21 protein-coding genes are annotated in these 19,806 nt (G+C 64.8%); 10 read left to right on the top strand and 11 right to left on the bottom strand.

Going from position 1 to position 19,806, the window contains the following annotated elements; translation table 11 throughout:
* The first annotated feature begins 31 nt into the window (after positions 1-31).
* Together relA and mazG are read left to right on the top strand one after the other, a co-directional pair.
* Positions 32-2,290, top strand: a complete 2,259-nt coding sequence (relA, locus tag G4G71_RS21920) for a GTP diphosphokinase (RefSeq protein ID WP_169940141.1) — start codon at positions 32-34, stop codon at positions 2,288-2,290.
* A complete protein-coding gene (mazG, locus tag G4G71_RS21915; protein WP_169940139.1) occupies positions 2,283-3,116 on the top strand; it encodes a nucleoside triphosphate pyrophosphohydrolase in 834 nt (277 codons plus the stop codon). The genes relA and mazG overlap by 8 nt, the downstream gene beginning before the upstream one ends.
* A 183-nt stretch (positions 3,117-3,299) precedes the next feature.
* Here mazG and G4G71_RS21910 read toward each other — a convergent pair whose 3' ends face one another.
* Positions 3,300-4,232: an aspartyl/asparaginyl beta-hydroxylase domain-containing protein gene (locus tag G4G71_RS21910; RefSeq protein WP_169940137.1), complete on the bottom strand. Its 933-nt coding sequence runs from the start codon at positions 4,230-4,232 to the stop codon at positions 3,300-3,302.
* 161 nt (positions 4,233-4,393) lie between these two features.
* Between G4G71_RS21910 and G4G71_RS21905 the strand changes: the two genes are divergently transcribed.
* A complete protein-coding gene (locus G4G71_RS21905) occupies positions 4,394-4,933 on the top strand; it encodes a DUF2058 domain-containing protein (protein WP_169940135.1) in 540 nt (179 codons plus the stop codon).
* A gap of 18 nt (positions 4,934-4,951) precedes the next feature.
* On the opposite strand, the gene G4G71_RS21900 is transcribed toward G4G71_RS21905, so the two are convergent.
* Positions 4,952-5,230, bottom strand: a complete 279-nt coding sequence (locus tag G4G71_RS21900; protein ID WP_169940133.1) for a Rho-binding antiterminator — start codon at positions 5,228-5,230, stop codon at positions 4,952-4,954.
* Positions 5,231-5,241: 11 nt separating this feature from the next.
* Positions 5,242-5,466: a glutaredoxin family protein gene (locus tag G4G71_RS21895; protein ID WP_169940131.1), complete on the bottom strand. Its 225-nt coding sequence runs from the start codon at positions 5,464-5,466 to the stop codon at positions 5,242-5,244.
* Between the two features lie 114 nt (positions 5,467-5,580).
* Here G4G71_RS21895 and G4G71_RS21890 point away from each other — a divergent pair, with 114 nt between their 5' ends.
* Entirely contained in the window at positions 5,581-6,150 is a 570-nt protein-coding gene (locus G4G71_RS21890) for a MarR family winged helix-turn-helix transcriptional regulator (protein WP_169940129.1), read from the top strand.
* A 165-nt stretch (positions 6,151-6,315) separates the two neighbouring features.
* Here the strand turns inward: G4G71_RS21890 and G4G71_RS21885 are convergent, their stop codons facing one another.
* From G4G71_RS21885 to G4G71_RS21870, 4 genes are all read right to left on the bottom strand, one after another.
* On the bottom strand, positions 6,316-7,593 hold the full coding sequence (locus tag G4G71_RS21885; protein WP_169940127.1) for an outer membrane protein transport protein: 1,278 nt from the start codon (positions 7,591-7,593) through the stop codon (positions 6,316-6,318).
* Positions 7,594-7,774: 181 nt separating this feature from the next.
* Entirely contained in the window at positions 7,775-8,254 is a 480-nt protein-coding gene (locus G4G71_RS21880; protein WP_169940125.1) for a hypothetical protein, read from the bottom strand.
* Positions 8,255-8,436: 182 nt separating this feature from the next.
* Entirely contained in the window at positions 8,437-9,090 is a 654-nt protein-coding gene (locus tag G4G71_RS21875; protein ID WP_169940123.1) for a tetratricopeptide repeat protein, read from the bottom strand.
* A gap of 116 nt (positions 9,091-9,206) precedes the next feature.
* Positions 9,207-10,061 (bottom strand): sulfurtransferase, encoded by an 855-nt coding sequence (locus G4G71_RS21870; RefSeq protein ID WP_169940102.1) that lies wholly within the window; start codon positions 10,059-10,061, stop codon positions 9,207-9,209.
* A gap of 80 nt (positions 10,062-10,141) precedes the next feature.
* Here G4G71_RS21870 and G4G71_RS21865 point away from each other — a divergent pair, with 80 nt between their 5' ends.
* Positions 10,142-10,936, top strand: coding sequence for a lysophospholipid acyltransferase family protein (locus G4G71_RS21865; RefSeq protein WP_169940100.1), 795 nt, complete (start codon positions 10,142-10,144; stop codon positions 10,934-10,936).
* A gap of 22 nt (positions 10,937-10,958) precedes the next feature.
* On the opposite strand, the gene G4G71_RS21860 is transcribed toward G4G71_RS21865, so the two are convergent.
* Positions 10,959-12,020 (bottom strand): SMP-30/gluconolactonase/LRE family protein, encoded by a 1,062-nt coding sequence (locus tag G4G71_RS21860; RefSeq protein WP_169940098.1) that lies wholly within the window; start codon positions 12,018-12,020, stop codon positions 10,959-10,961.
* Positions 12,021-12,159: 139 nt separating this feature from the next.
* Between G4G71_RS21860 and rnd the strand changes: the two genes are divergently transcribed.
* From rnd to G4G71_RS21840, 4 genes are all read left to right on the top strand, one after another.
* Positions 12,160-13,293 (top strand): ribonuclease D, encoded by a 1,134-nt coding sequence (gene rnd / locus G4G71_RS21855; protein WP_169940096.1) that lies wholly within the window; start codon positions 12,160-12,162, stop codon positions 13,291-13,293.
* 33 nt (positions 13,294-13,326) lie between these two features.
* Entirely contained in the window at positions 13,327-13,620 is a 294-nt protein-coding gene (locus G4G71_RS21850; protein ID WP_024766453.1) for a YcgL domain-containing protein, read from the top strand.
* Positions 13,621-13,870: 250 nt separating this feature from the next.
* On the top strand, positions 13,871-14,803 hold the full coding sequence (locus tag G4G71_RS21845; protein ID WP_169940094.1) for a D-2-hydroxyacid dehydrogenase: 933 nt from the start codon (positions 13,871-13,873) through the stop codon (positions 14,801-14,803).
* Positions 14,804-15,007: 204 nt separating this feature from the next.
* Entirely contained in the window at positions 15,008-15,949 is a 942-nt protein-coding gene (locus G4G71_RS21840; protein ID WP_169940092.1) for an IS481 family transposase, read from the top strand.
* 47 nt (positions 15,950-15,996) lie between these two features.
* On the opposite strand, the gene G4G71_RS21835 is transcribed toward G4G71_RS21840, so the two are convergent.
* Positions 15,997-16,590, bottom strand: coding sequence for a nitroreductase family protein (locus G4G71_RS21835; protein ID WP_054907202.1), 594 nt, complete (start codon positions 16,588-16,590; stop codon positions 15,997-15,999).
* 258 nt (positions 16,591-16,848) lie between these two features.
* Between G4G71_RS21835 and G4G71_RS21830 the strand changes: the two genes are divergently transcribed.
* Entirely contained in the window at positions 16,849-17,298 is a 450-nt protein-coding gene (locus G4G71_RS21830; protein ID WP_169940090.1) for a YcgN family cysteine cluster protein, read from the top strand.
* Position 17,299: 1 nt separating this feature from the next.
* Here G4G71_RS21830 and G4G71_RS21825 read toward each other — a convergent pair whose 3' ends face one another.
* Both G4G71_RS21825 and G4G71_RS21820 read right to left on the bottom strand, forming a co-directional pair.
* Entirely contained in the window at positions 17,300-17,647 is a 348-nt protein-coding gene (locus G4G71_RS21825; protein ID WP_169940088.1) for a CPCC family cysteine-rich protein, read from the bottom strand.
* The gene (locus G4G71_RS21820) at positions 17,647-19,707 is read right to left on the bottom strand and encodes a S9 family peptidase (RefSeq protein ID WP_169940086.1); all 2,061 of its coding nucleotides are present in this window, start codon (positions 19,705-19,707) and stop codon (positions 17,647-17,649) included. Before G4G71_RS21820 ends, G4G71_RS21825 begins: the two co-directional genes overlap by 1 nt.
* Between the last annotated feature and the right edge of the window lie 99 nt (positions 19,708-19,806).

The following is a 19,806-nucleotide window of genomic DNA, read 5'->3' as shown; positions in this document are numbered from 1 at the left end:
TTGTGGCGCACCGTGGGGAAGGGTAGACACGATGGTACAGGTGAGAGCGCATCAGCCGGTCAACACGGACGGCAGCATCAATCTCGAGGCCTGGCTGGACCATGTCCAGACCCTGGTCCCGGGCCTGGATCGCCAGGTCCTGCTGGAAGCCTGCGAGTTCGCTCGCGAGGTGGAAGACAGGGCTGTCAGCACGGCTGACAACTCCTGGGCGGATGGCACTTCCAGTTTCCAGACGGGACTGGAGATCGCCGAGATCCTGGCGGACCTGAAGCTCGACCAGGAGTCCCTGGTCGCCGCGGTGATCTACCGTGGCGTGCGCGAGGGCAAGGTCAAGCTCGAAGACGTGGCGCAGCGCTTCGGCCCTGTCGTCGCCAAGCTGATCGAAGGCGTGCTGCGCATGGCCGCGATCAGTACCAGCCTCAGCCCTCGGCAGTCGCTGGTGCTCGGCACCCAGGCGCAGATCGAGAACCTGCGCAAGATGCTGGTGGCCATGGTCGACGACGTGCGCGTCGCGCTGATCAAGCTGGCCGAGCGCACCTGCGCGATCCGTGCGGTGAAGAACGGCGACGAAGAGAAGCGCATGCGCGTCGCCCGCGAGGTGTTCGACATCTACGCCCCGCTGGCCCACCGCCTCGGCATCGGCCACATCAAGTGGGAGCTGGAGGACCTGTCCTTCCGCTACCTGGAACCCGACCAGTACAAGCAGATCGCCAAGCTGCTGCACGAGCGCCGGCTGGACCGCGAGCAGTACATCGCTACCGTCATGGGCCAGCTCAAGGAAGCTCTGGCGGCCACCGGCATCAAGGCCGACCTGTCCGGCCGCGCCAAGCATATCTACTCCATCTGGCGGAAGATGCAGCGCAAAGGCCTGGACTTCAGCCAGATCTACGACGTGCGCGCCGTGCGCGTGCTGGTGCCGGAAATGCGCGACTGCTACACCGCGCTGGGCATCGTGCACACCCTGTGGCGGCACATCCCCAAGGAATTCGACGACTACATCGCCAACCCCAAGGAAAACGGCTATCGCTCACTGCATACCGCGGTGATCGGCCCCGAGGGCAAGGTGCTGGAAGTGCAGATTCGCACCCACGCCATGCACGAGGAAGCCGAACTGGGCGTCTGTGCGCACTGGCGCTACAAGGGCACCGACGTCAAGGCCAGTTCCAATCACTACGAAGAGAAGATTTCCTGGCTGCGCCAGGTGCTCGAGTGGCACGAGGAACTGGGCGACATCGGCGGCCTGGCCGAACAGCTGCGGGTGGATATCGAGCCCGACCGGGTCTACGTCTTCACTCCCGATGGCCACGCCATCGACCTGCCCAAGGGCTCGACGCCGCTGGACTTCGCCTACCGCGTGCATACCGAGGTCGGCCACAACTGCCGCGGCGCCAAGATCAACGGCCGCATCGTGCCGCTGAACTACAGCCTGCAGACCGGCGAGCAGGTGGAAATCATCACCGGCAAGCAGAGCGGGCCGAGCCGTGACTGGCTGAACCAGAACCTGGGCTACGTCACTACCTCGCGAGCGCGGGCGAAGATCGTCCACTGGTTCAAGTTGCAGGCGCGCGACCAGAACGTCGCCGCCGGCAAGGCCATGCTCGAACGCGAACTCGGCCGCCTGGCGCTGCCGCCGGTGGACTTCGAGAAGCTCGCCGAGAAGGCCAACTACAAGACCGGCGAAGACCTGTTCGCCGCGCTGGGCGCCGGCGATCTGCGCCTGGCCCACGTGGTCAACTATGCGCAGCAGCTGGTCGAGCCCGAGCGCGGTACCGAGCAGCTCGAGCTTATCCCGCGCAAACCGAGCAAGATCGGTCACGGCAAGCGCGGCGACATCCAGATCCAGGGCGTCGGCAACCTGCTCACGCAGATGGCCGGCTGCTGCCAGCCGCTGCCGGGCGACCCGATCGTCGGCTACATCACCCTCGGCCGCGGCGTGACCATCCACCGCCAGGACTGCGCCACCGCGCTGCAACTGGCCGGGCGCGAGCCGGAGCGGATCATCCAGGTCAGCTGGGGGCCGGTGCCGGTCAGCACCTATCCGGTGGATATCGTCATCCGCGCCTACGACCGTTCCGGCCTGCTGCGCGACGTCTCGCAGATGTTGCTCAACGAGCGCATCAACGTGCTGGCGGTGAACACCCGTTCGGACAAGGAAGACAACACCGCGATCATGCGCCTGACCATCGAGATCCCCGGTCTCGATTCGCTGGGCCGCCTGCTGGCGCGCATCTCCCAGTTGCCCAACATCATCGAGGCGCGGCGCGACCGCGCGGGTGCCAAGGATGCATAAGCTCGAAGACCTGCTGTACCTGATGGCCCGGCTGCGCGACCCGCAGCACGGTTGCCCCTGGGACCTCAAGCAGAGCTACGCGACCATCGTCCCCTACACCCTCGAGGAAGCCTACGAGGTCGCCGATGCCATCGAGCGCGGCGACTTCGATCACCTGCGCGAGGAGCTCGGCGACCTGCTGTTCCAGGTCGTTTACTACGCGCAGCTGGCTCGGGAAGAGGGCCGCTTCGAGTTCGACGCGGTGGTCGACGGCATTACCACCAAGCTGATTCGCCGCCATCCCCACGTCTTCCCTGATGGCGACCTCTACGGCGAGCCGGACCCGGCGAAGCTGGAGGAAGCGGCCGTCAAGCAGCGTTGGGAAGAGCTCAAGGCCGAGGAGCGTGCCGCCAAGGCCGCCGAACCGGTGCAGTTGTCGCTGCTGGACGACGTACCCAACGCGCTGCCAGCGTTGAGCCGCGCTGCCAAGCTGCAGAAGCGCGCCTCCCAGGTCGGCTTCGACTGGGCCGACGCGCTGCCGGTGGTGGACAAGGTTCGTGAGGAGCTGGACGAGGTACTCGAAGCCATGGCCGGCGGCGACACCGAGGGCCAGGCGGAGGAGGTGGGCGACCTGCTGTTCGTGGTAGTCAACCTGGCGCGCAAGCTCAAGGTCGACCCGGAAACCGCCCTGCGCGCTGCCAATGCCAAGTTCGAACGCCGCTTCCGCTATATCGAGACCGCCCTGCGCGATCAGGGACGTACGCTGGAAGACAGCAACCTGGAAGAGATGGACGAGCTGTGGGGCGCCGCCAAGCGCGACGAGAAGAACCCGCTCAGCTGTGGATAAGTATTGCCACCGTTGAATTGGCGCCCACGAAAAGCCCCGCATTTGCGGGGCTTTTGCTATTGGTAGGAGCGAGGGGGACGCCTAGTTCTTGCTCGCGAACCGCTTGACGGCCCGAGGCCGGAAAATCTGTTCGCGAGCAAGCTCGCTCCTACAAGGAACTCTCAACGCACCGGGCGTGGTCCGTCAGCCGAACAGCCAACGCAGGATCAGCACCAGCAGCACCACTGCCAGCACCGGCCGGCCGATGCGGTAGGCCTTGGGATAGGCGCGCTTGAACACCTTCACCTTGCTGCCCACTGCATCGCCGAGGCGAATCAGTACCGAGTAGGCCTGGTTGATCCCGCCGACGCGCTCGCCCTCGACGTTCTGCGGCGCTGTGGCGCGGCCGAGGAAGGCACTGACGCGACGGTTGATGCGGGTCAGCAGTGGTGACTTGAGCGGGCGCTCGATGTCGCAGAAGAGGATCAGGCGCGATTCGTCCGTCTCGTTCTTCACCCAGTGGACGAAGGTCTCGTCGAACATCACGTCCTGGCCGTCGCGCCAGGCGTAGGGCTGGCCGTCGACGAAGATGCGGCACTCGTCGGAGTTCGGCGTGGCCAGGCCCAGGTGGTAGCGCAGCGAGCCGCCGTAGGGGTCGCGGTGCTTGTTCAGGTGGCTGCGCGGCGGCAGGCGGGTGAACATCGCGCCCTTGACGTTGGGAATGCTGCTCACCAGCTCCACGGTCTTGGGACACAGCTGCTGCGCCGAGGGCAGCGGGCCGTCGTACCAGGTCAGGTAGAAACGGGTCCAGCCCTTCTTGAAGAACGAGCCGAAGCCGGCTTCGTTGTTGTTCAGGGCATCGCGGATGTAGCCCTCGTCGAACAGCTTCTCGGCTTCCTCGCGGATCATCTGCCAGTTGTCGCGCAGCTTGTCGAGCTCGGGGAAGCGCTCGCGGTCCAGGTAGGGCTTGGACGGTACGCTGGAGTTCAGGTACATCAGCGAGTTGTAGGGAGCGAACCAGGCCGAGTGGTTCACCACCTGGCGGAGGAAGGGCAGACGCACCTTGCCGCGCAGGTGTACGTAGAGAATGGCGATGAGGAAAATGGCCAGTATCGCGAGAACGATGAGCTTCAGCATGGAGGTAACGAGTCCGCTCCAGATGAGTGAATTCGAGCCAGGCACTTGCGCTGCGCTGGCACAGGCCCGAGGATTATACCCCCTGAGGACAGTCCCGCAGCACCTATGCGTTGGTCTGGGATTTGTCCGGCATCAATTGGGCTGTTGGAGAGCCTTGATTCATGAGCATGTCATTGCGTGATCAGTTGCTGAAAGCCGGGCTGGTCAACGAGAAGCAGGCCAAGCAGGCCGGCAAGCAGAAACAGAAGCAGCAGCGCCTGGAGCACAAGAACCAGGTAGCCAAGGACGACAGCCAGCGCCAGGCGGCCCTGCAGGCCCAGGCCGAGAAGCAGGCCCGTGATGCCGAGCTGAACCGCCAGCAGCAGGAGAAATCCGAGAAGAAGGCCAAGGCTGCGCAGATCAAGCAGTTGATCGAGGGCACGCGCCTGCCGAAGCTGGAGTCGGACGACTACTACAACTTCGTCGACAACAAGAAGGTCAAGCGCATCGCGGTCAACGACCTGATCCGCGACAAGCTCAGCCGTGGCAGCCTGGCCATCGTCAGCTACGACGGTCGCTATGAGATCGTTCCGCGCGATGCCGCGCTGCGCATCCAGGAACGCGACGAGCGCCGCATCATCGTCCTCAGCGAGCCCAGTGGCGAGCCGGACGAGGACGATCCGTACAAGGATTACGTGGTGCCCGACGACCTCATGTGGTGATGTCCCGGTGGCCCGGTTTCAGGCCGGACCCAACATCACCCTGCCGAACAGCGCCTGCGCCGACATCGGCGTGATGGCGTGCAGACGGTCCAGCCGGAACTCCCGGCTGGCATCGTCCACTCGCACTTCCAGATACTCCTCCAGCGATCCGTCCGCTGTTCGCCGCGTGTGCGTGGTGAAGGCCTGGGCGTCGAACGCCAGGCCATCACGCAACTCGATACGCAGCCAGTAGCGGTAGAGGCAGGCGATTTCCAGGTAGTCATGGAGATCGCAATGCAACGGCTGGTAGTCGCTCATCTCGCCGGGCCTTACTGCAGGTCGGCCAAGGCTGCGCCGAAGTTCAGGTGCAGCACCTGCCCATCGATGACCAGCGCAGGCACCGATTTCACTCCAGCTGCCTCGGCTTCGGCCACGCGCGGCGACTGCTCGCCCAGGTGCACGACTTCGACTTCGCGGTTCAGCAACGGCAACAGTGCCCGCTCGGCTTCGACGCAGACAGGGCAACCGGCATGGTAGTAAACGGCTTTGTTCATGATCCTTCTCCTGATCAGTTATGTATCGATTCGATACCATTTCAGTCTGCAAGCGAAATTGACCTTCTGTCAAACTGGTTTTTGATCGATACTATCTATCGGGAGGATTAGCCCATGACCGATACGACCCTGTACGACTACCTCGAACGCATCGCCAGCCTGATGCGCGCCTGGGCCCGCGAGCAGCCGCTGATGGCGGATCTGCAGCCGATCCAGTTGAGCGCGCTCAATTACCTGGCGCGCTGCAACCGCTATTCGAATACTCCGCTGGGGGTGACGGATTTCCTCGGGCTGACCAAGGGCACGGTGTCCCAGTCGCTCAAGGCGCTGGAGGCCAAGGGTTTGATCGAGAAACGCCCGGATGCCCAGGATCGCCGTAGCGTGCACCTGGAGCTGACTCGGGAGGGCAGGGGGCTGATCGATGCCCTGGTGCCGCCGGCTTTCTTGCGTCGCGCCGAGGAGACGCTGGGGGAGCGCAGCGAGCTGCTGGTCGAGTTGCTGCGGGAGTTGCTGGCGACCGTGCAACGCCAGGAGAACGTGCCGGGGTTCGGCCTGTGCCGCACCTGTCGTTTCCACCAGAAACGGGATGACGGCGCACTCTGCGGGCTGACGGGGGAACAGCTGGGCGCGCACGAAGGCGAACTGATCTGCCGCGAGCATGCCGCACCTGGCGAAGTGGCCTGAGCCGAAACGGCGGTCTTTGTAGGAGCGAGCTTGCTCGCGAACCGATTGACTCCGAAGTCGCGCGGGAAAACCTGTTCGCGAGCAAGCTCGCTCCTACAGGGTTTCGCGCGTCGGAAATGAAAAAGCCGGGCATGAGCCCGGCTTTTTCGTTACACAGCGGCGCTATCAGAAGCGATAGGTCATCTGCGCGGTCAGGCCGTGGGCGCTGTTGTCGTACTTGGCGCTGTAGGCCGGCTGCAGTTGCAGGCCTGCCAGTTCCTGGCCGTCCGGCTGGTTCACGCCGGCAGTGGATTCCCACAGGTAGGCGTAAGCGACGTCGAAGGTCATGTCGGCGTTGGGCGAGTAGCCGGCGCCCAGGGTGAAGATCTTGCGATCGCCCACCGGGATACGCACGGTGCGGTGCTCGTTGGTGGTCGGCGACGGATCGTAGGCGAAGCCGGTACGCAGGACCCACTGGTCGTTGACCTGGTAGGAGGTACCGATCGCGGCGGACCAGGTGTCGTGCCAGCTCAGGTCTTCACCGATGGTGTCGAATGCGGCCAGCGGGGCGCCGGTGTTCTGCACCTCGATGGACTTCAGACGGCTCCAGCGCGTCCAGGTGGTGCCACCGTAGACGGTCCAGCGGTCATCCAGCTTCTGGGTGATGGACAGGTCCAGGGACTCGGGCAGGGTGATGTCCAGGCTGGCATCCATGCGCGAGTCGAACAGGCCCAGCGGCGAGTTGGAAACGGTGGTGTGGCCCTTGAGCTCGTACTTGACCTTGGAGTGGTAAGTCGCGCCGAGGGAGGTGCTTTCGGTCGGGGTCACCAGGATACCGACGTTGAAGCCAGCGGCGGTGTCGTCACCCTTGATGCTGATCTCGGTGTCGTTCGGCGCGCCGAACAGGCCCTTGGTGGCCAGCTCGTTCTCCAGCTTGCCGTCGATGCGGTTGATGGTCGGGCCGAAGCCGACGGACACCACGTCGTTGAACTTGTAGCTGATGGTCGGCTGGACGGTGATCACCTGGACCTTGCTGTAGGAACCGTGGGAACGGCCCTGGAAGCTGCTTTCGTAGTCGTTGATGATGCCGTAGGGCACGTAGATGCCCAGGCCGACGCTGACCTTGTCGTCCAGCGGGGTGGCAATGTAGCCGAACGGCACGGCAGCCAGCGGCACGGAGTCGCCCTTGTTGGAGCCGGTAGCGGAGCTGTGCGCGTCGCTGATGTCGTCCTTGGCCGAGACCACGGCCAGGCCGCCGCTGATTTCGGTGCGCTTGAGCTTGGACATGCCGGCCGGGTTGCCGTAGATGGTGCTGGCGTCCAGTGCGGAGGAGGCACGGCCCGCGTAGGCGGTGCCGGCGCCACTGGCGCTTTGTTCGTTGATCGCGATGCCATTGGCGAGGACTTGGGCAGAGGCGGCGCTAATGGTCAGGGCTAGTGTGGTCTTGAGCCATGTTGTTTTCATTGTAAGAGCAACTCCTGTGTTTATCGGCGCGCAAGCTACCAAGATTCCCGGGTCTTGGGTAGTGGTCGGCAGGCGCTCTACCTTGGGCTTCGGGGCTCAAACAAGCGTTCCAACTGAATGCTGCCCGTTCGTCGCTGTATGTAAATTATTTCTGACCGATCGGTCACGCTTGGCGCTGGTTCTAGGCGACCCGACTGAAATTGCCGACGTAGCTGTGCCAGGCGTCGACGAAGTCGTGGAGGCGTCCGTGGGGGTGGAAAACCTGGCGCCAGATACGGGCCAGCTCCATGGGGTCGTCGGTCAGCGGCAAGGGCAGGTGTTCCGCCTCCACCAGCATCCAGGCGATGGCGGTGCTGTAGCGCAGGTTGACCGTGAGTTCGAGGTGCGGTGCATCGAGGAAGGCGTGCTGGCTGGCCAGCCCTCGGACGCGGCTGGCCAGCTCGGGGTCCAGCGCCAGGAATCCATCCCACAGCATCTGGTGCCTTTGTTCACCAATGCGATACAGCCCGTGGCCATGGCTGTCATCCAGAGCGCTCCCCAGCGCCGACTGACAGGCCGCTGCCCCCAGCAGCAGCGATTCGGCCGCGATACTGTGGCGCCCCAGGTAGTGCAGGGTAGGGCGGATCACATACTGGCAGAGATCGTTCGCGGCGATTCCCATGACATCCTCGTCATCAATGACCGGCGGGGCTGGGCGTCTTGGCAGCTTCTGATGATTATCCTCGGCCCCGCCGGAAGCGGACTTAGCCGCTCGAATTGAAGTGTAGTGCGATGAATGTGATGTAAAGGACTGTTTTTAAATTGTTTAGTCGGCGCTGCTTTCCTGCATATTCCTTCTGGCGATTAGATGCTCGGCGGTAACTCCGGCATCGCAGCGAGCTTTTCTGCTGCCTCTTCGTGGCCCTGTTCCGCTGCCTTCTGGTACCAGGAACGCGCCTGCGCCGGGTTCTTCGCCACGCCGCGGCCCTTGGCGTAGCTCTCCGCCACCTGGAACTCGGCGTCCACATCCCCCTGCTCGGCAGACTGCAGGTAGAGGGCGAAGGCCTTCTTGTAGCTGCGGGTCACGCCGGTACCGTTCTCGTACATGATCGCCAGATTGAACTGGGCGTCCTTGTCGCCCTGGTCAACGGCTTTCTGATACCAGTACACCGCCTTGGCCGAGTCCTGCTCGACGCCGTCGCCGTTGTCGTAGGCGTTGCCCAGGTTGTACTGGGCACAGGCATGGCCCTGCCTGGCGGCCTTTTCGTACCAGTAGGCGGCCTTCTCGTAGTCCTGGTCGTACTCGTCGCTGCCGGAGTCGTACTCCAGGCCGAGCGTGTACTGCGCGCTGGCATGGCCAGCCTTGGCGGCTTTCACCAGGTCCTCGCCATAGAGGTCGGACCACTGGTCCTGGATTTCACAGGGAGTGGCTTCGAGCTCGGTGGCGTAGGTCGGGGCGGTGCAGCACAGGCCCAGCAGCAGGCTGGCGAGCAGGATCTGGTGGATGCGCGAGGGCATGGGGATCACTCCTTTGAAGATTGGGCACGAGTCTGACGGATGCCCTTACACCTATCCATGGGAACGGAAGACGCCGGTGTGACGCGCCTTCCGCTTTTATTGCCGGAAGGAGGCAATCAGTCGCCTCTGGCCACCGGGCGTCGGGCATCGGTGATCCACTCGCTCCAGGAGCCTGCATACAAGCGGCCCAGCGGGTAGCCAGCCAGGCTCAGGGCGAACAGGTTGTGGCAGGCGGTGACGCCGGATCCGCAGTAGGCCACCAGATCCTCGGCAGGACGGCCGCGCAGCAGGCCGGCAAAGCGCTGATGCAGGTGTTCCGGGCGCAGGAAGCGGCCGTCGTTGCCAAGGTTGTCGGTGAAGGCCGCGCACTGGGCGCCGGGGATATGCCCGGCAACCGGGTCTATGGGCTCCACCTCGCCACGGAAGCGCGGCAGGCCGCGGGCGTCGATCAACGGCAGCTCGCCATCGCCGAGTTTCGCGGCCAGTTCGCTGGCACTGATCAGCAGGCTGTTGTCCGGCTCGCCCTTGAAGTCGCCGGGGCGCAGCGGCGTTTCGGCGGTGGTCAGGCGCAGGCCGGCGTTGCGCCAGGCGGTCAGGCCGCCATCGAGCAGATAGACGCCCTCGCTTTTGCCCAGCCACAGTAGCAGCCACCAGGCGCGGGCGGCGAAAGCGCCGGGACCGTCGTCATAGAGCACCACTTCGCTGTCGGCATTCAGGCCCCAGCCACGCAGCTTCTCCAGCAGGTGCTGCGGATCGGGCAACGGATGGCGGCCCGTGACACCTGGCCGCACCGGGGCAGAGAGGTCGCGGTTGAGATCGGCGAAATGCGCGCCGGGAATATGATTCTCCTGATAGCTGCGTGCGCCGTAGGCCGGGTCTTCCAGGGCGAAGCGGCAGTCGAGCAGGACGAGATTCGGGTCATCGAGGCGGGCGGCCAGTTGCTCCGGGGTGAGCAGGCGGGCTTGGGTCATGGGCGCGTTCCTGTGTCGTGACGGGGCCGAAACGCATCATAAGGCTTGTATGAAGAAAAGTTGGTGGGGAGTTGGCGAACATGCTCAACCTGCAATCGGCGCCGCGCAAGGCCGGCCCGCTGCGAGTCGCCTTGGTGGGCCTGGCGACCGTTCTGATCACCCTGGGCTACAGCGTCCGGGTTCTGGTGCTTGGCGCCATTGGCCGACTTCGCCGCAGCAAGGTTGACGGCTTCACCCGCGACTGGTCCGGCAGCCTGTTGCGCCTGACCGGCGCGCGCCTTAGCCGCCACGGCGAGGTACCGGATTTCGGCGATGGCCGCCGCTACATGATCCTCTGCACCCATTCCAGCTTCTATGACATCCCGGCGATCTTCGTGACCATGCCCGGGTCGATCCGCATGCTGGCCAAGCGTGAACTGTTTGCCGTGCCGGTGTGGGGCGCGGCCATGCGCGCCGCGGAGTTCCCCTCCATCGACCGGCACAACCGTCACCAGGCCATGGCGGACCTGGCGAAGGCGCGGGAAATGATGGAGAGCGGCATCGTGCTCTGGGCTGCGCCCGAGGGCACGCGTTCAAGGGATGGCAGGCTGCAGCCGTTCAAGAAGGGGTGCTTCCGCCTGGCCCAGCAGACCGACGCGATCATCGTCCCAGTGGCGATTCGTGGCATCCAGCAACTTTTGCCGGCGGACAGCCTGAAGATGAACCTCGGTATGCCGGTAGAAGTGCATGTCGGTGCGACGATCGACTCGACCGAGTTCTCCGAGCAGGGTGTCGATGCGCTGATGGCCACCGTGCGCGAGCGCATGCTGGAGTTGCTGGAACCCGCCACTATGCCGGCACCGGCGCCTGCCCTGAAGGAGCAGACGCCGGCCTGAGGCGTCAGGGGAGCTGGAGCCTTCAGCGTATAGGCAGCCGGCCGATGCGATCGTTCTCCAGGCTGCCCAGGTAGAGCACGCCGTTCACCGGTTTCACCGACGTCACCATGCGCAGGTGCTGGCCGCTGGTGTCATGCAGGCTGCGCACGATCTCGCCTTTCTCGTTCACCTGGATCACCAGGCCATAGGGCACCGGCTTGGGCAGGACCGTGCGCGGCAGTTTGGTGAGCTGGCGTTTCAGCCAGGGCATCTGCTGGATCGCATCGGCGTCTGCCTTGCGCGGCGAGGGCAGGGCGACCCAGAAGGTGCCGCTGCGATCGCTGGCGAGGTTGTCCGGCAGGCCCGGCAGGTTGTCGATGAACACGTCGTGCTGCCCGGCCTTCTCGCCCTTGAGCCAGTAACGCGTGATGCGGTAGCGGTAGGTCTCGTTGACCAACACGAAGTCCTCGTGCTGCGAGAGCGCCACGCCGTTGGCGAAATACAGGTCCTTGAGCAGCGTCTCGGTCTTGCCGGTGGCTGGGTCGTAGCGCAGCAGGCGGCCGTGGGGGCGGGCTTCGAGCAAGTCGAGGATGTAGTCGGGCTGGTGGAAGCGGCTGGAAGCGTCGCTGAAATAGATACGCCCGTCGCTGGCGATGTCCAGGTCGTCGGTGAAGGCGAAGGGAACGCCATCGGCCGAATCGGTCAGCACGCGGATCCTGCCTTGCGGGTCGACCTGCAGCAGGCCTTTCCAGGCATCGGCGACGATCAGGTTTCCGGCCTTGTCGAATGCCAGCCCGAGCGGGCGTCCGCCGGTTTCGACGAAGGTTTGCGCCTTGCCGTCGGCGCCGATGCGCACGATGCGCCCGTCGTCCAGCCCGGCAAATACCTGGCCCTGGCTGTCCACGGCCGTATCTTCGGGACCGACGATCTGCCCCTGGGCAAGCAGTTCGGCCTTCATCAGCGTGTCGTTGGGTTCCATCACGCCGGTCATCGGCGGCGCCTTGGGAGGCGTCCAGGCCAGCGGATCGATGGGGCTGGGCGTGAAGGCCAGGTAAACGGCGAGGGCGGCGACCAGCAGGACGACCAACCCGAGAAGCTTCTTCATGTAAAGCTGCCTTATTGTTGTTGTGGGCGGGGCAAAGCGTAGAGACCGCTGGCCGATCGTCACAGACCGATGGCCGAGTGGAATGCTCGCACATCATGCATCTCTATATACTGCGCGCACCGAAACGAAGGAGATGTTCGTGACCGCCCTCGATATACAGTGGATTCGCGACGATGCCACCCTGGAGCGCAAGTGCCAGGAGTGGAAAGAACTGCCGTACCTCGCGCTCGATACCGAGTTCATGCGTGTCGATACCTTCTACCCGGCCGCCGGGCTGGTACAGGTGGGCGACGGCAGCGGCGTGTGGCTGATCGACCCGCTGCTGATCCGCGACTGGTCGCCGTTCGCCGCGTTGCTTGAGTCGCCGCTGGTGGTCAAGGTGTTCCATGCCTGCGGCGAAGACCTGGAAGTGTTCCAGCGCCTGACCGGCAGCCTGCCGCAACCGCTGTTCGATACCCAGTTGGCTGCCGCCTACCTGGGCATGCCGCACTCCATGGGCTACTCCAAGCTGGTGCTGGAAATCCTCGGCCTCGACCTGCCCAAGGATGAAACCCGCTCCGACTGGTTGCAGCGCCCGCTGACCGACATGCAGGTGCGCTATGCCGCCGAGGACGTGCAGCACCTGGCCGAGGTCTACGTGAAACTGGCGCCGCGCCTGAGCGACGAGAAGTTGCAGTGGCTGCTGGCCGATGGCGCCGACCTCACTCAGAACCAGAGCCGCGTCAGCGATCCGCAGCAGGCTTACCTCGACGTCAAGCTGGCCTGGAAGCTCAATCCCCAGCAACTGGCCGTGCTGCGCGAACTGTGTGTCTGGCGCGAGGAGCAGGCGCGGTTGCGCAACAAGCCGCGCAACCATGTGCTGCGCGAGCACACCCTGTGGCCGCTGTCGCGCTTCCAGCCTGGCGACAAGGTTGCACTGGCGCGCATCGACGACATGCACCCGCGTACCGTGCGCCAGGACGGCGACACCCTGATCGCCTTGATCGCCCATGCGGCGAAGCTGCCCGAGGCCGATCGCCCGCAGACCCTGCCCGAGCCGCTGCCGCGCGAGATCACCCCGGTGCTGAAGAAGCTGCGCGAAGTCGGCCAGAAGGAGGCCGAGCGCCTGGACATGGCGCCCGAGCTGATGCTGCGCAAGAAGATTCTCGAAGCCCTGCTCAAGACCGGCTGGCCCAATGGCCCCTATCAACTGCCCGATTCGCTGCAAGGCTGGCGCCGCGAGCTGATGGGGCAGGCCCTGCTGGACAGCCTGGCTGCCCCGACTGCCGAATAACGCGGCCTACCCCATCACGCAGAAAGAACCGACATGAAACGCATCTGCTCCATCTACAAGAGTCCGCGCAAGAACGAGATGTACCTGTACGTCGACAAGCGCGAAGCCCTCAGCCGCGTACCCGAGGCTCTGCTCGCGGCCTTTGGCGCGCCGAAGCACACCTTCGACCTGGTCCTGAGTCCCGAGCGCCAGCTGGCTCGCGAAGACATCAACGTGGTGCTGGAAAACATCGAGAAACAAGGTTTCCACCTGCAGATGCCACCGGCCGAAGACGAGTACATCGAGCACCTGCCTGAAGAGCTGCTACGGCGAAACGATCCAGTCTGATCCCGACTGGCTCGTCACTGCGCTCAGGCCGCGGATTTGCTCAGTGCTGGCACTGTGCAAGTTCGCGGCTTGAGCGCATTATGCGCTCAGAAATAGGGTTCAACGGAGCGGAACGCTTGGTCTCTGGCTGTGTCTATAGCCGCCTGACTTCCCTAGAACTGACCACGTTTTATCCCAGGGAAGCTCCCTAGAAGCGAGTCCAGATGCGCCAGCCGGAAATGCACCACCGCTCGAAGCGAAAGGCCTGACCATGCGCCTGCTCGTACTCGATCGCGAACACTCCCTCTACGCCGCCCTGCTGATGGCGGCCGAACCCCGGTTGACGGTGATCTCCGGCAACAACCCCGATGCCCTGGTGGAAGCGGCGGCGGAGTGCCCGGTTTGGCTCGGCGAGCCGACCCTGGCCGCGCAGCTGTTGCGCAAGGGCGTGCACCCGGTGTGGATCCAGTCCAGCTGGGCGGGCATCACCCCGCTGCTGGCCGAAGACTTGCCCAAGGACTACGCGCTGACCCGCGCTGTCGGCATCTTCGGCCAGGTCATGACCGAGTACCTGCTCACCTACATGCTTGCCCACGAGCGCCAGTTCCTTGGTCGCCTGGCCAGCCAGGTCGGCGTGCAGTGGGACGACCGCTCGCCGGGCAGCCTGAGCGGCCGGCAGATCCTCATCGTCGGCACGGGCGAGATCGGCCAGGCCGTAGCGCACATGCTCGCGCCGTTCGGCGTCGAACTGGTCGGCGTGGCGAAGAACCCGCGCGCGCTGGTGCCGTTTGGCCGCATGGGCGGTCTGGATGACCTGCCGCGCCTGGCCGAGACCGCGGACTACGTGATCAACCTGTTGCCCGATACGCCGGAAACCGCCGATATCTACAACCTGGCGCTGTTCCAGCGGATGAAGCCCACCGCGCTGTTCCTCAACGCTGGGCGCGGCACTTCGGTGGTGGACGAGGACCTGGTCGCGGCGCTGGAAGCCAACCAGCTGGCCGGCGCGGTGATCGATGTCTGCCGCCAGGAGCCGCTGCCGACGTCGCACCCGTTCTGGCATACGCCACGCCTGCTGTTGACCGGCCACACGGCCGCGCCGACCTTGCCAGGCCTGCTGATCGAGCTGTTCCGCGACAACCTGACCCGCTTCTGGGCGGGGCAGGCCATGCGTGGCGAGGTGGATTTCTCCCGCGGTTACTGATCGCCGTCGCACCCATGAAAAAGGCCCCGATCGGGGCCTTTTTCTTTTGGCTTTTCGTAGGAGCGAGCTTGCTCGCGAACCTGCACGGCACGGAACTATGCGGTTCGCGAGCAAGGACTAGGTGTGATCTCTCGGTAGGTTGTTCATCCGGGGCTTACCCGGAAAACTGGAAGTGCGACCAACCAATCCTTCCAGGAGCCCCGAATGAACCTGCATAAATATGCCCGTCTTACACCGCGCGGTCGAGCCCTTTTAGTCCAGCGCATGCTTCAGGGATTACGTGCTGAAGAGGCAGCGCAGGCGGCCGGTGTCAGCGTACGTACGGCCTACAAATGGCTTCGGCGTTACCGCGAAGAGGGAGAGGCCGGCATGATGGATCGCACTTCGCGCCCTCACGCCTGCCCCCATGCCACACCCGAGTCTCGGCTCGAAAGGCTGATTGAGCGGCGCAGCGCCCGTCAAACCTATCGGCAAATTGCCAACGAGTTAGGGCTGGCAGTCAGTACCATCGCTCGCCACCTCAAACGACTCGGACTCAATCGGCTCCCCGAGTTGGAGCCCGCTCCGCCGATCAGGCGTTATCAGTACGCTCAACCAGGTGATCTACTGCATCTGGATATCAAGAAGCTCGCACGCTTTTGGAGACCGGGACATCGAGTTACGGGAACCCGGCTGATGGGCTCTGACGGAGCGGGCTGGGAGTTTGTCCATGTCGCCATCGACGATGCCTCGCGCATCGCCTTCTCCAGCCTGCATGCTGATGAACGAGGTGGAAGTGCCTGTCGCGCTCTGCTCCAGGCTTTGCGCTACTACCGCTCGCTGAAGATTCGATTTACTCGGGTCATGACTGACAACGGTGCCTGCTACCGATCAGGTCTATTCCGCCGCCTATGCCGGCGTCTGGGCTTACGACATATCCGCACCAGACCCTACACCCCACGTACCAATGGCAAAGCTGAGCGCTTCATTCAAACCAGCTTGCGGGAGTGGGCCTACGCCCGTAGCTACGAGAGCTCTGAGCAGCGCGCCCAGCATCTGGCCCTCTGGCTACACCAATACAACTGGCACAGGCCTCACTCCAGTCTGCATTACTGCCCACCCATCAGCCGCATTCCACTGAACAACCTACTGGGTTTACACAACTAGGCGTCCCCCTCGGTCCTACAAAGGGCGGAAAGTCCGGCGCAGGGCAATCAGAGCGAGAAATCGCCCTCGGCCACGATCTCCGCCAGCGGGCGGCGGGCATTGGGTACTTCGCGGGCCTGCAGGCTCTCGGAGAGGATCGACTTGTCGCCCAGTTTGCCGATGGCGATCACCGCGTGGATTTCGTGGTCCGCCGGGACTTTCAGTTCGGTGCGCGCCAGCTCGCGGTCGAAGCCGGCCATGCCGTGGGTGTGCCAGCCGGCCAGGCTCGCCTGCAGGGCGAGGAAGCCCCAGGCGGAGCCGGTGTCGAAGCTGTGCCACAGGGCTGGTTTTTCTTCGCTGGAGCCGGGCGGGGCGAAGGTGGTCTTGGACAGCACGACGACCAGCGCCGAGGCGTGCTGCGCCCAGCCGCGATTAAACTCGCCCAGCAGGTTCAGGTAGCGCTGCCAGTTCGGCGTGTCGCGCAGGGCGAAGAGGAAGCGCCAGGGCTGCGAGTTGAAGGAGGACGGTGCCCAGCGCGCGGCCTCGATGAAGCTCAGCAGGGTCTCCTGGGGAATGGCTTCGCCGTTGAAGGCGCGGGGCGACCAGCGATTGATGAACTGCGGGTCGATGGGGTGCTCGGAAACGCGAGGGTTGGCGCTCATGGTGGCTCCTTGAAGGGCGTGGAATCTGCCGATGGTGCCGTGGTCGGCCGGGCATCGCGGTGGGATCGGGCGGCGCGGCTGCGGGAAGCGGCTGGCGAGTCCAGCCTGACGTGTCGGCGGACCGGGCCCGTGGGGCGATCAAACTAACCAGCACGGCCCGCTCTGGCAAGCGTCGCGCGGTCAATGGTCGCCTGCGCTTGGCCTGCGAGCGCGGCGGGCTTAGACTTTGCGCCCCGTGAAATTGCCCCTGTACAAAAAATGGCCGCCAAAGTAGAGCCCTTCTGGAAACGCAAGACCCTTGACCAGCTCGACCAGGAAGAGTGGGAGTCGCTGTGCGACGGCTGCGGCCTGTGCTGCCTGCAGAAGCTGGAAGACGAGGACGACGGCACCGTCTACTACACGCGCATCGCCTGCAAACTGCTGGACCTGAAGACCTGCCGCTGCACCGACTACGCCAATCGCCGCGCCAGTGTGCCCGACTGCATCCAGCTCACCCCGGCCCGGGCCGACGAGTTCCAGTGGCTGCCGCCGACCTGTGGCTACCGCCTGGTGGCCGAGGGCAAGGACCTGCCGCTGTGGCACCACCTCGTCTGCGGTGATCCGGAGGCGGTGCACCATGAGCGCATCTCGCAGTCCGGCCGCATGCTCGCCGAGGGTTCGGTGCCCGAGGACGACTGGGAAGAGCACCTGATCTTCCGCGCCGGCTGAGTCAGCCCGGTGCCGGCGTGCGCAACCAGTAGCAGGCTTCCTCACCGGCCAGTGGGGCCTCGCCATCCGGCAGCTCCACGCGCTTTTCCCAGAGCGGAAACCAGCGCTCGTCCTTCTCGTCGTCGATGGTCGCCGGGCGCACCTGCGTGCGGAAGCGCCGCTCGCACGCGCCCCATTGCACGAAGTTGACCTGTGCTTCGATCAGGCTCACGGCGTTGGCCCCGCCGCGGGCGTCGGGGAAGCAGAGTTGCAGGTGATCGTCTTCCCAGAAGCAGATCTCGCAGATTTCGTACGACCCCGGAGGGTCGCCGAAACTGAAATAGCCGCAGCAGGGGCAGGTGTAGAGCATCAGGCGTTGCCTTCGATGCCGAGCACCTTGAACAGGAAGGCGTATTCCAGCGCTACGTCCTTCAGGCCCTGGTAACGGCCGCTCATGCCGCCGTGGCCGGCACCCAGGTCGGTCTTGAGCAGCAGCAGGCGGTCATCGGTCTTGCTGACGCGCAGCTTGGCCACCCACTTGGCGGCTTCCCAGTACTGCACGCGGCTGTCGTTGTAGCCGGCTACCACCAGCAGGGCGGGGTAGTCCTGGGCGCTGACGTTCTCGTAGGGCGCGTAGGCCTTGATCCGTGCGTAGACCTCCGGCTCCTGCGGGTTGCCCCACTCGTCGTACTCGGTGACGGTCAGCGGCAGGTCGGGGTTGAGCATGCTGTTGAGCACATCGACGAAGGGCACTTCGGCGATGGCCGCGGCGAACAGCTGCGGGCGCTGGTTGAGTACCGCGCCGATCAGCAGGCCGCCGGCGCTGCCGCCGCTGATGGCCAGTTGCGCCGGGGTGCTGTAGCCGTGGCTCAGCAGATGTTCGGCGCAGGCGATGAAGTCGCTGAAGGTGTTCTGCTTGTGCGCCAGCTTGCCGGCGCGGTACCAGGCTTCGCCCAGCTCGCCGCCGCCGCGTACGTGGGCGATGGCGAAGACGAAGCCACGCTCCAGCAGGCTCAGGCGGGCGTGGGAGAACCAGGGGTCGAGGCTCTCGCCATAGGCGCCGTAGCCATAGAGATAGAGCGGGGCGGGCTTGCCGCGGGCGACATCTTCCAGCACGTCGCGACGGCCGACCAGGCTGATCGGAACCTGCACGCCGTGAGCGGCATCGGCCCAGAGGCGGCGACTTTCGTACGCGTCGGCATCGAACGGGCCTTCCACCGGGGTTTGCTTGAGTACTTTCTGTTCCCCGCTCGAAAGCTCCAGCTGGCGGATCTGCGCCGGGCGGTTGAGGGCCTCGTAGCGCAGGCGGATCGCGGCGCTGTCGAACTCCAGGCTGTCCTGCACGTACAGGTTATAGGCGGCGTCCGGCAGGTCTACCCGGTGCGGCGGTTGTCCATGGGGATGGACTTCGACGATCGGCAGGCCGCCTTCGCGCAGGCTCAGGGTGAGGGCGCTGGCGTTCAGGGTGAGGCCTTCCAGCATCACGTCGTCACGGTGCGCCACCAGCTCCTGCCAGTCGGCGCGGGTGGGTTGCGTCTCGCTGGCGTGGTAGAGGGCGAAGTTGATGCCGGTCTGGTTGCTGCGGATCATCCAGGCCCAGTCGCCGTTCAGGCGACCGTGGTCCGGGTAGTACTCGTGGTCTTCCTCCCGTGGTGCCAGGCAGACGAACTCGCCCTCGGGCGTATTGGCATCCAGTATCCAGGCTTCACTGGTGGTCTTGCTGTTGAGCAGCAGGATCAGCTGGCGTTCGGAACTGGCGCGGTAGCAGTTGAGGAAGAAGCGCCCGTCGGGCTCCTCGAAGATCAGCTGCGCGCCGCTCTCGCCCAGGCTGTGGCGGTAGAGCTTGTGCGGGCGGTGGGTGTCGTCCAGCTCACCGAAGAACAGGGTGCGGTTGTCGTTGGCCCAGGTCAGGCTGCCGTCGCAGTCTTCGAAGGGCAGGGTGGTGACGCTGCCGTCAGCCAGTTCCTTCACGTACAGGGTGTAGATTTCGTCGCCGCTGGTATCCAGGCTGTAGGCCAGCTTCGAATGATCGGGGCTGATGCTGAAGGCGCCCACGGACAGGAAGCCATCGCCGGCCAGGGCGTTCGGGTCCAGCAGCAGCTCCTCGGCGCTCTCGTCGACGGTGAGCGAGCCGCCGGCGGGACGGGGGCTGCGGTAGTGGCGGGGGTACTCGTCGCCGGCGGTGGTGCGCTGGTAGTAGAGCCAGGGGCCCCAGGGCGTGGGCAGCGACAGGTCGGTTTCGCGGATGCGCCCCTTGATCTCCTGGAACAGGGTTTCGCGCAGCTTCTTCTGAGGAAGAAGCTGATCTTCCAGGTAGGCATTTTCTGCTTTCAGGTAGTCGAGGACGTCCTCGGCGTCACGGTTTTCCAGCCAGGCATACGGATCGGCGGCGGCTTCGCGGCGGGCGATGGGGGGCTGGCGGTCGGTCATGGCGAATCCTCGGCGGCGGCATGGATGACGCCTGGCTGCGCACCCACGGGGAAAAGGAGCTATCATACGCACCCCTCTGTCGACACCGCACGTACGCAC

The organism is Pseudomonas multiresinivorans (genome assembly GCF_012971725.1).
GTDB lineage: Bacteria > Pseudomonadota > Gammaproteobacteria > Pseudomonadales > Pseudomonadaceae > Pseudomonas > Pseudomonas multiresinivorans.
Note: the sequence above shows the minus strand (reverse complement) of the source record. Positions and strands in the feature narration are given on the sequence as shown.

Bases quoted from the DNA above. Each gene is read 5' to 3' on its own strand.
- relA (WP_169940141.1), top strand. From the start codon at position 32: ATGGTACAGGTGAGAGCGCATCAGCCGGTCAACACGGACGGCAGCATC.
- mazG (WP_169940139.1), top strand. From the start codon at position 2,283: ATGCATAAGCTCGAAGACCTGCTGTACCTGATGGCCCGGCTGCGCGAC.
- G4G71_RS21910 (WP_169940137.1), bottom strand. From the start codon at position 4,232: ATGCTGAAGCTCATCGTTCTCGCGATACTGGCCATTTTCCTCATCGCC.
- G4G71_RS21905 (WP_169940135.1), top strand. From the start codon at position 4,394: ATGAGCATGTCATTGCGTGATCAGTTGCTGAAAGCCGGGCTGGTCAAC.
- G4G71_RS21900 (WP_169940133.1), bottom strand. From the start codon at position 5,230: ATGAGCGACTACCAGCCGTTGCATTGCGATCTCCATGACTACCTGGAA.
- G4G71_RS21895 (WP_169940131.1), bottom strand. From the start codon at position 5,466: ATGAACAAAGCCGTTTACTACCATGCCGGTTGCCCTGTCTGCGTCGAA.
- G4G71_RS21890 (WP_169940129.1), top strand. From the start codon at position 5,581: ATGACCGATACGACCCTGTACGACTACCTCGAACGCATCGCCAGCCTG.
- G4G71_RS21885 (WP_169940127.1), bottom strand. From the start codon at position 7,593: ATGAAAACAACATGGCTCAAGACCACACTAGCCCTGACCATTAGCGCC.
- G4G71_RS21880 (WP_169940125.1), bottom strand. From the start codon at position 8,254: ATGGGAATCGCCGCGAACGATCTCTGCCAGTATGTGATCCGCCCTACC.
- G4G71_RS21875 (WP_169940123.1), bottom strand. From the start codon at position 9,090: ATGCCCTCGCGCATCCACCAGATCCTGCTCGCCAGCCTGCTGCTGGGC.
- G4G71_RS21870 (WP_169940102.1), bottom strand. From the start codon at position 10,061: ATGACCCAAGCCCGCCTGCTCACCCCGGAGCAACTGGCCGCCCGCCTC.
- G4G71_RS21865 (WP_169940100.1), top strand. From the start codon at position 10,142: ATGCTCAACCTGCAATCGGCGCCGCGCAAGGCCGGCCCGCTGCGAGTC.
- G4G71_RS21860 (WP_169940098.1), bottom strand. From the start codon at position 12,020: ATGAAGAAGCTTCTCGGGTTGGTCGTCCTGCTGGTCGCCGCCCTCGCC.
- G4G71_RS21850 (WP_024766453.1), top strand. From the start codon at position 13,327: ATGAAACGCATCTGCTCCATCTACAAGAGTCCGCGCAAGAACGAGATG.
- G4G71_RS21845 (WP_169940094.1), top strand. From the start codon at position 13,871: ATGCGCCTGCTCGTACTCGATCGCGAACACTCCCTCTACGCCGCCCTG.
- G4G71_RS21840 (WP_169940092.1), top strand. From the start codon at position 15,008: ATGAACCTGCATAAATATGCCCGTCTTACACCGCGCGGTCGAGCCCTT.
- G4G71_RS21835 (WP_054907202.1), bottom strand. From the start codon at position 16,590: ATGAGCGCCAACCCTCGCGTTTCCGAGCACCCCATCGACCCGCAGTTC.
- G4G71_RS21830 (WP_169940090.1), top strand. From the start codon at position 16,849: ATGGCCGCCAAAGTAGAGCCCTTCTGGAAACGCAAGACCCTTGACCAG.
- G4G71_RS21825 (WP_169940088.1), bottom strand. From the start codon at position 17,647: ATGCTCTACACCTGCCCCTGCTGCGGCTATTTCAGTTTCGGCGACCCT.
- G4G71_RS21820 (WP_169940086.1), bottom strand. From the start codon at position 19,707: ATGACCGACCGCCAGCCCCCCATCGCCCGCCGCGAAGCCGCCGCCGAT.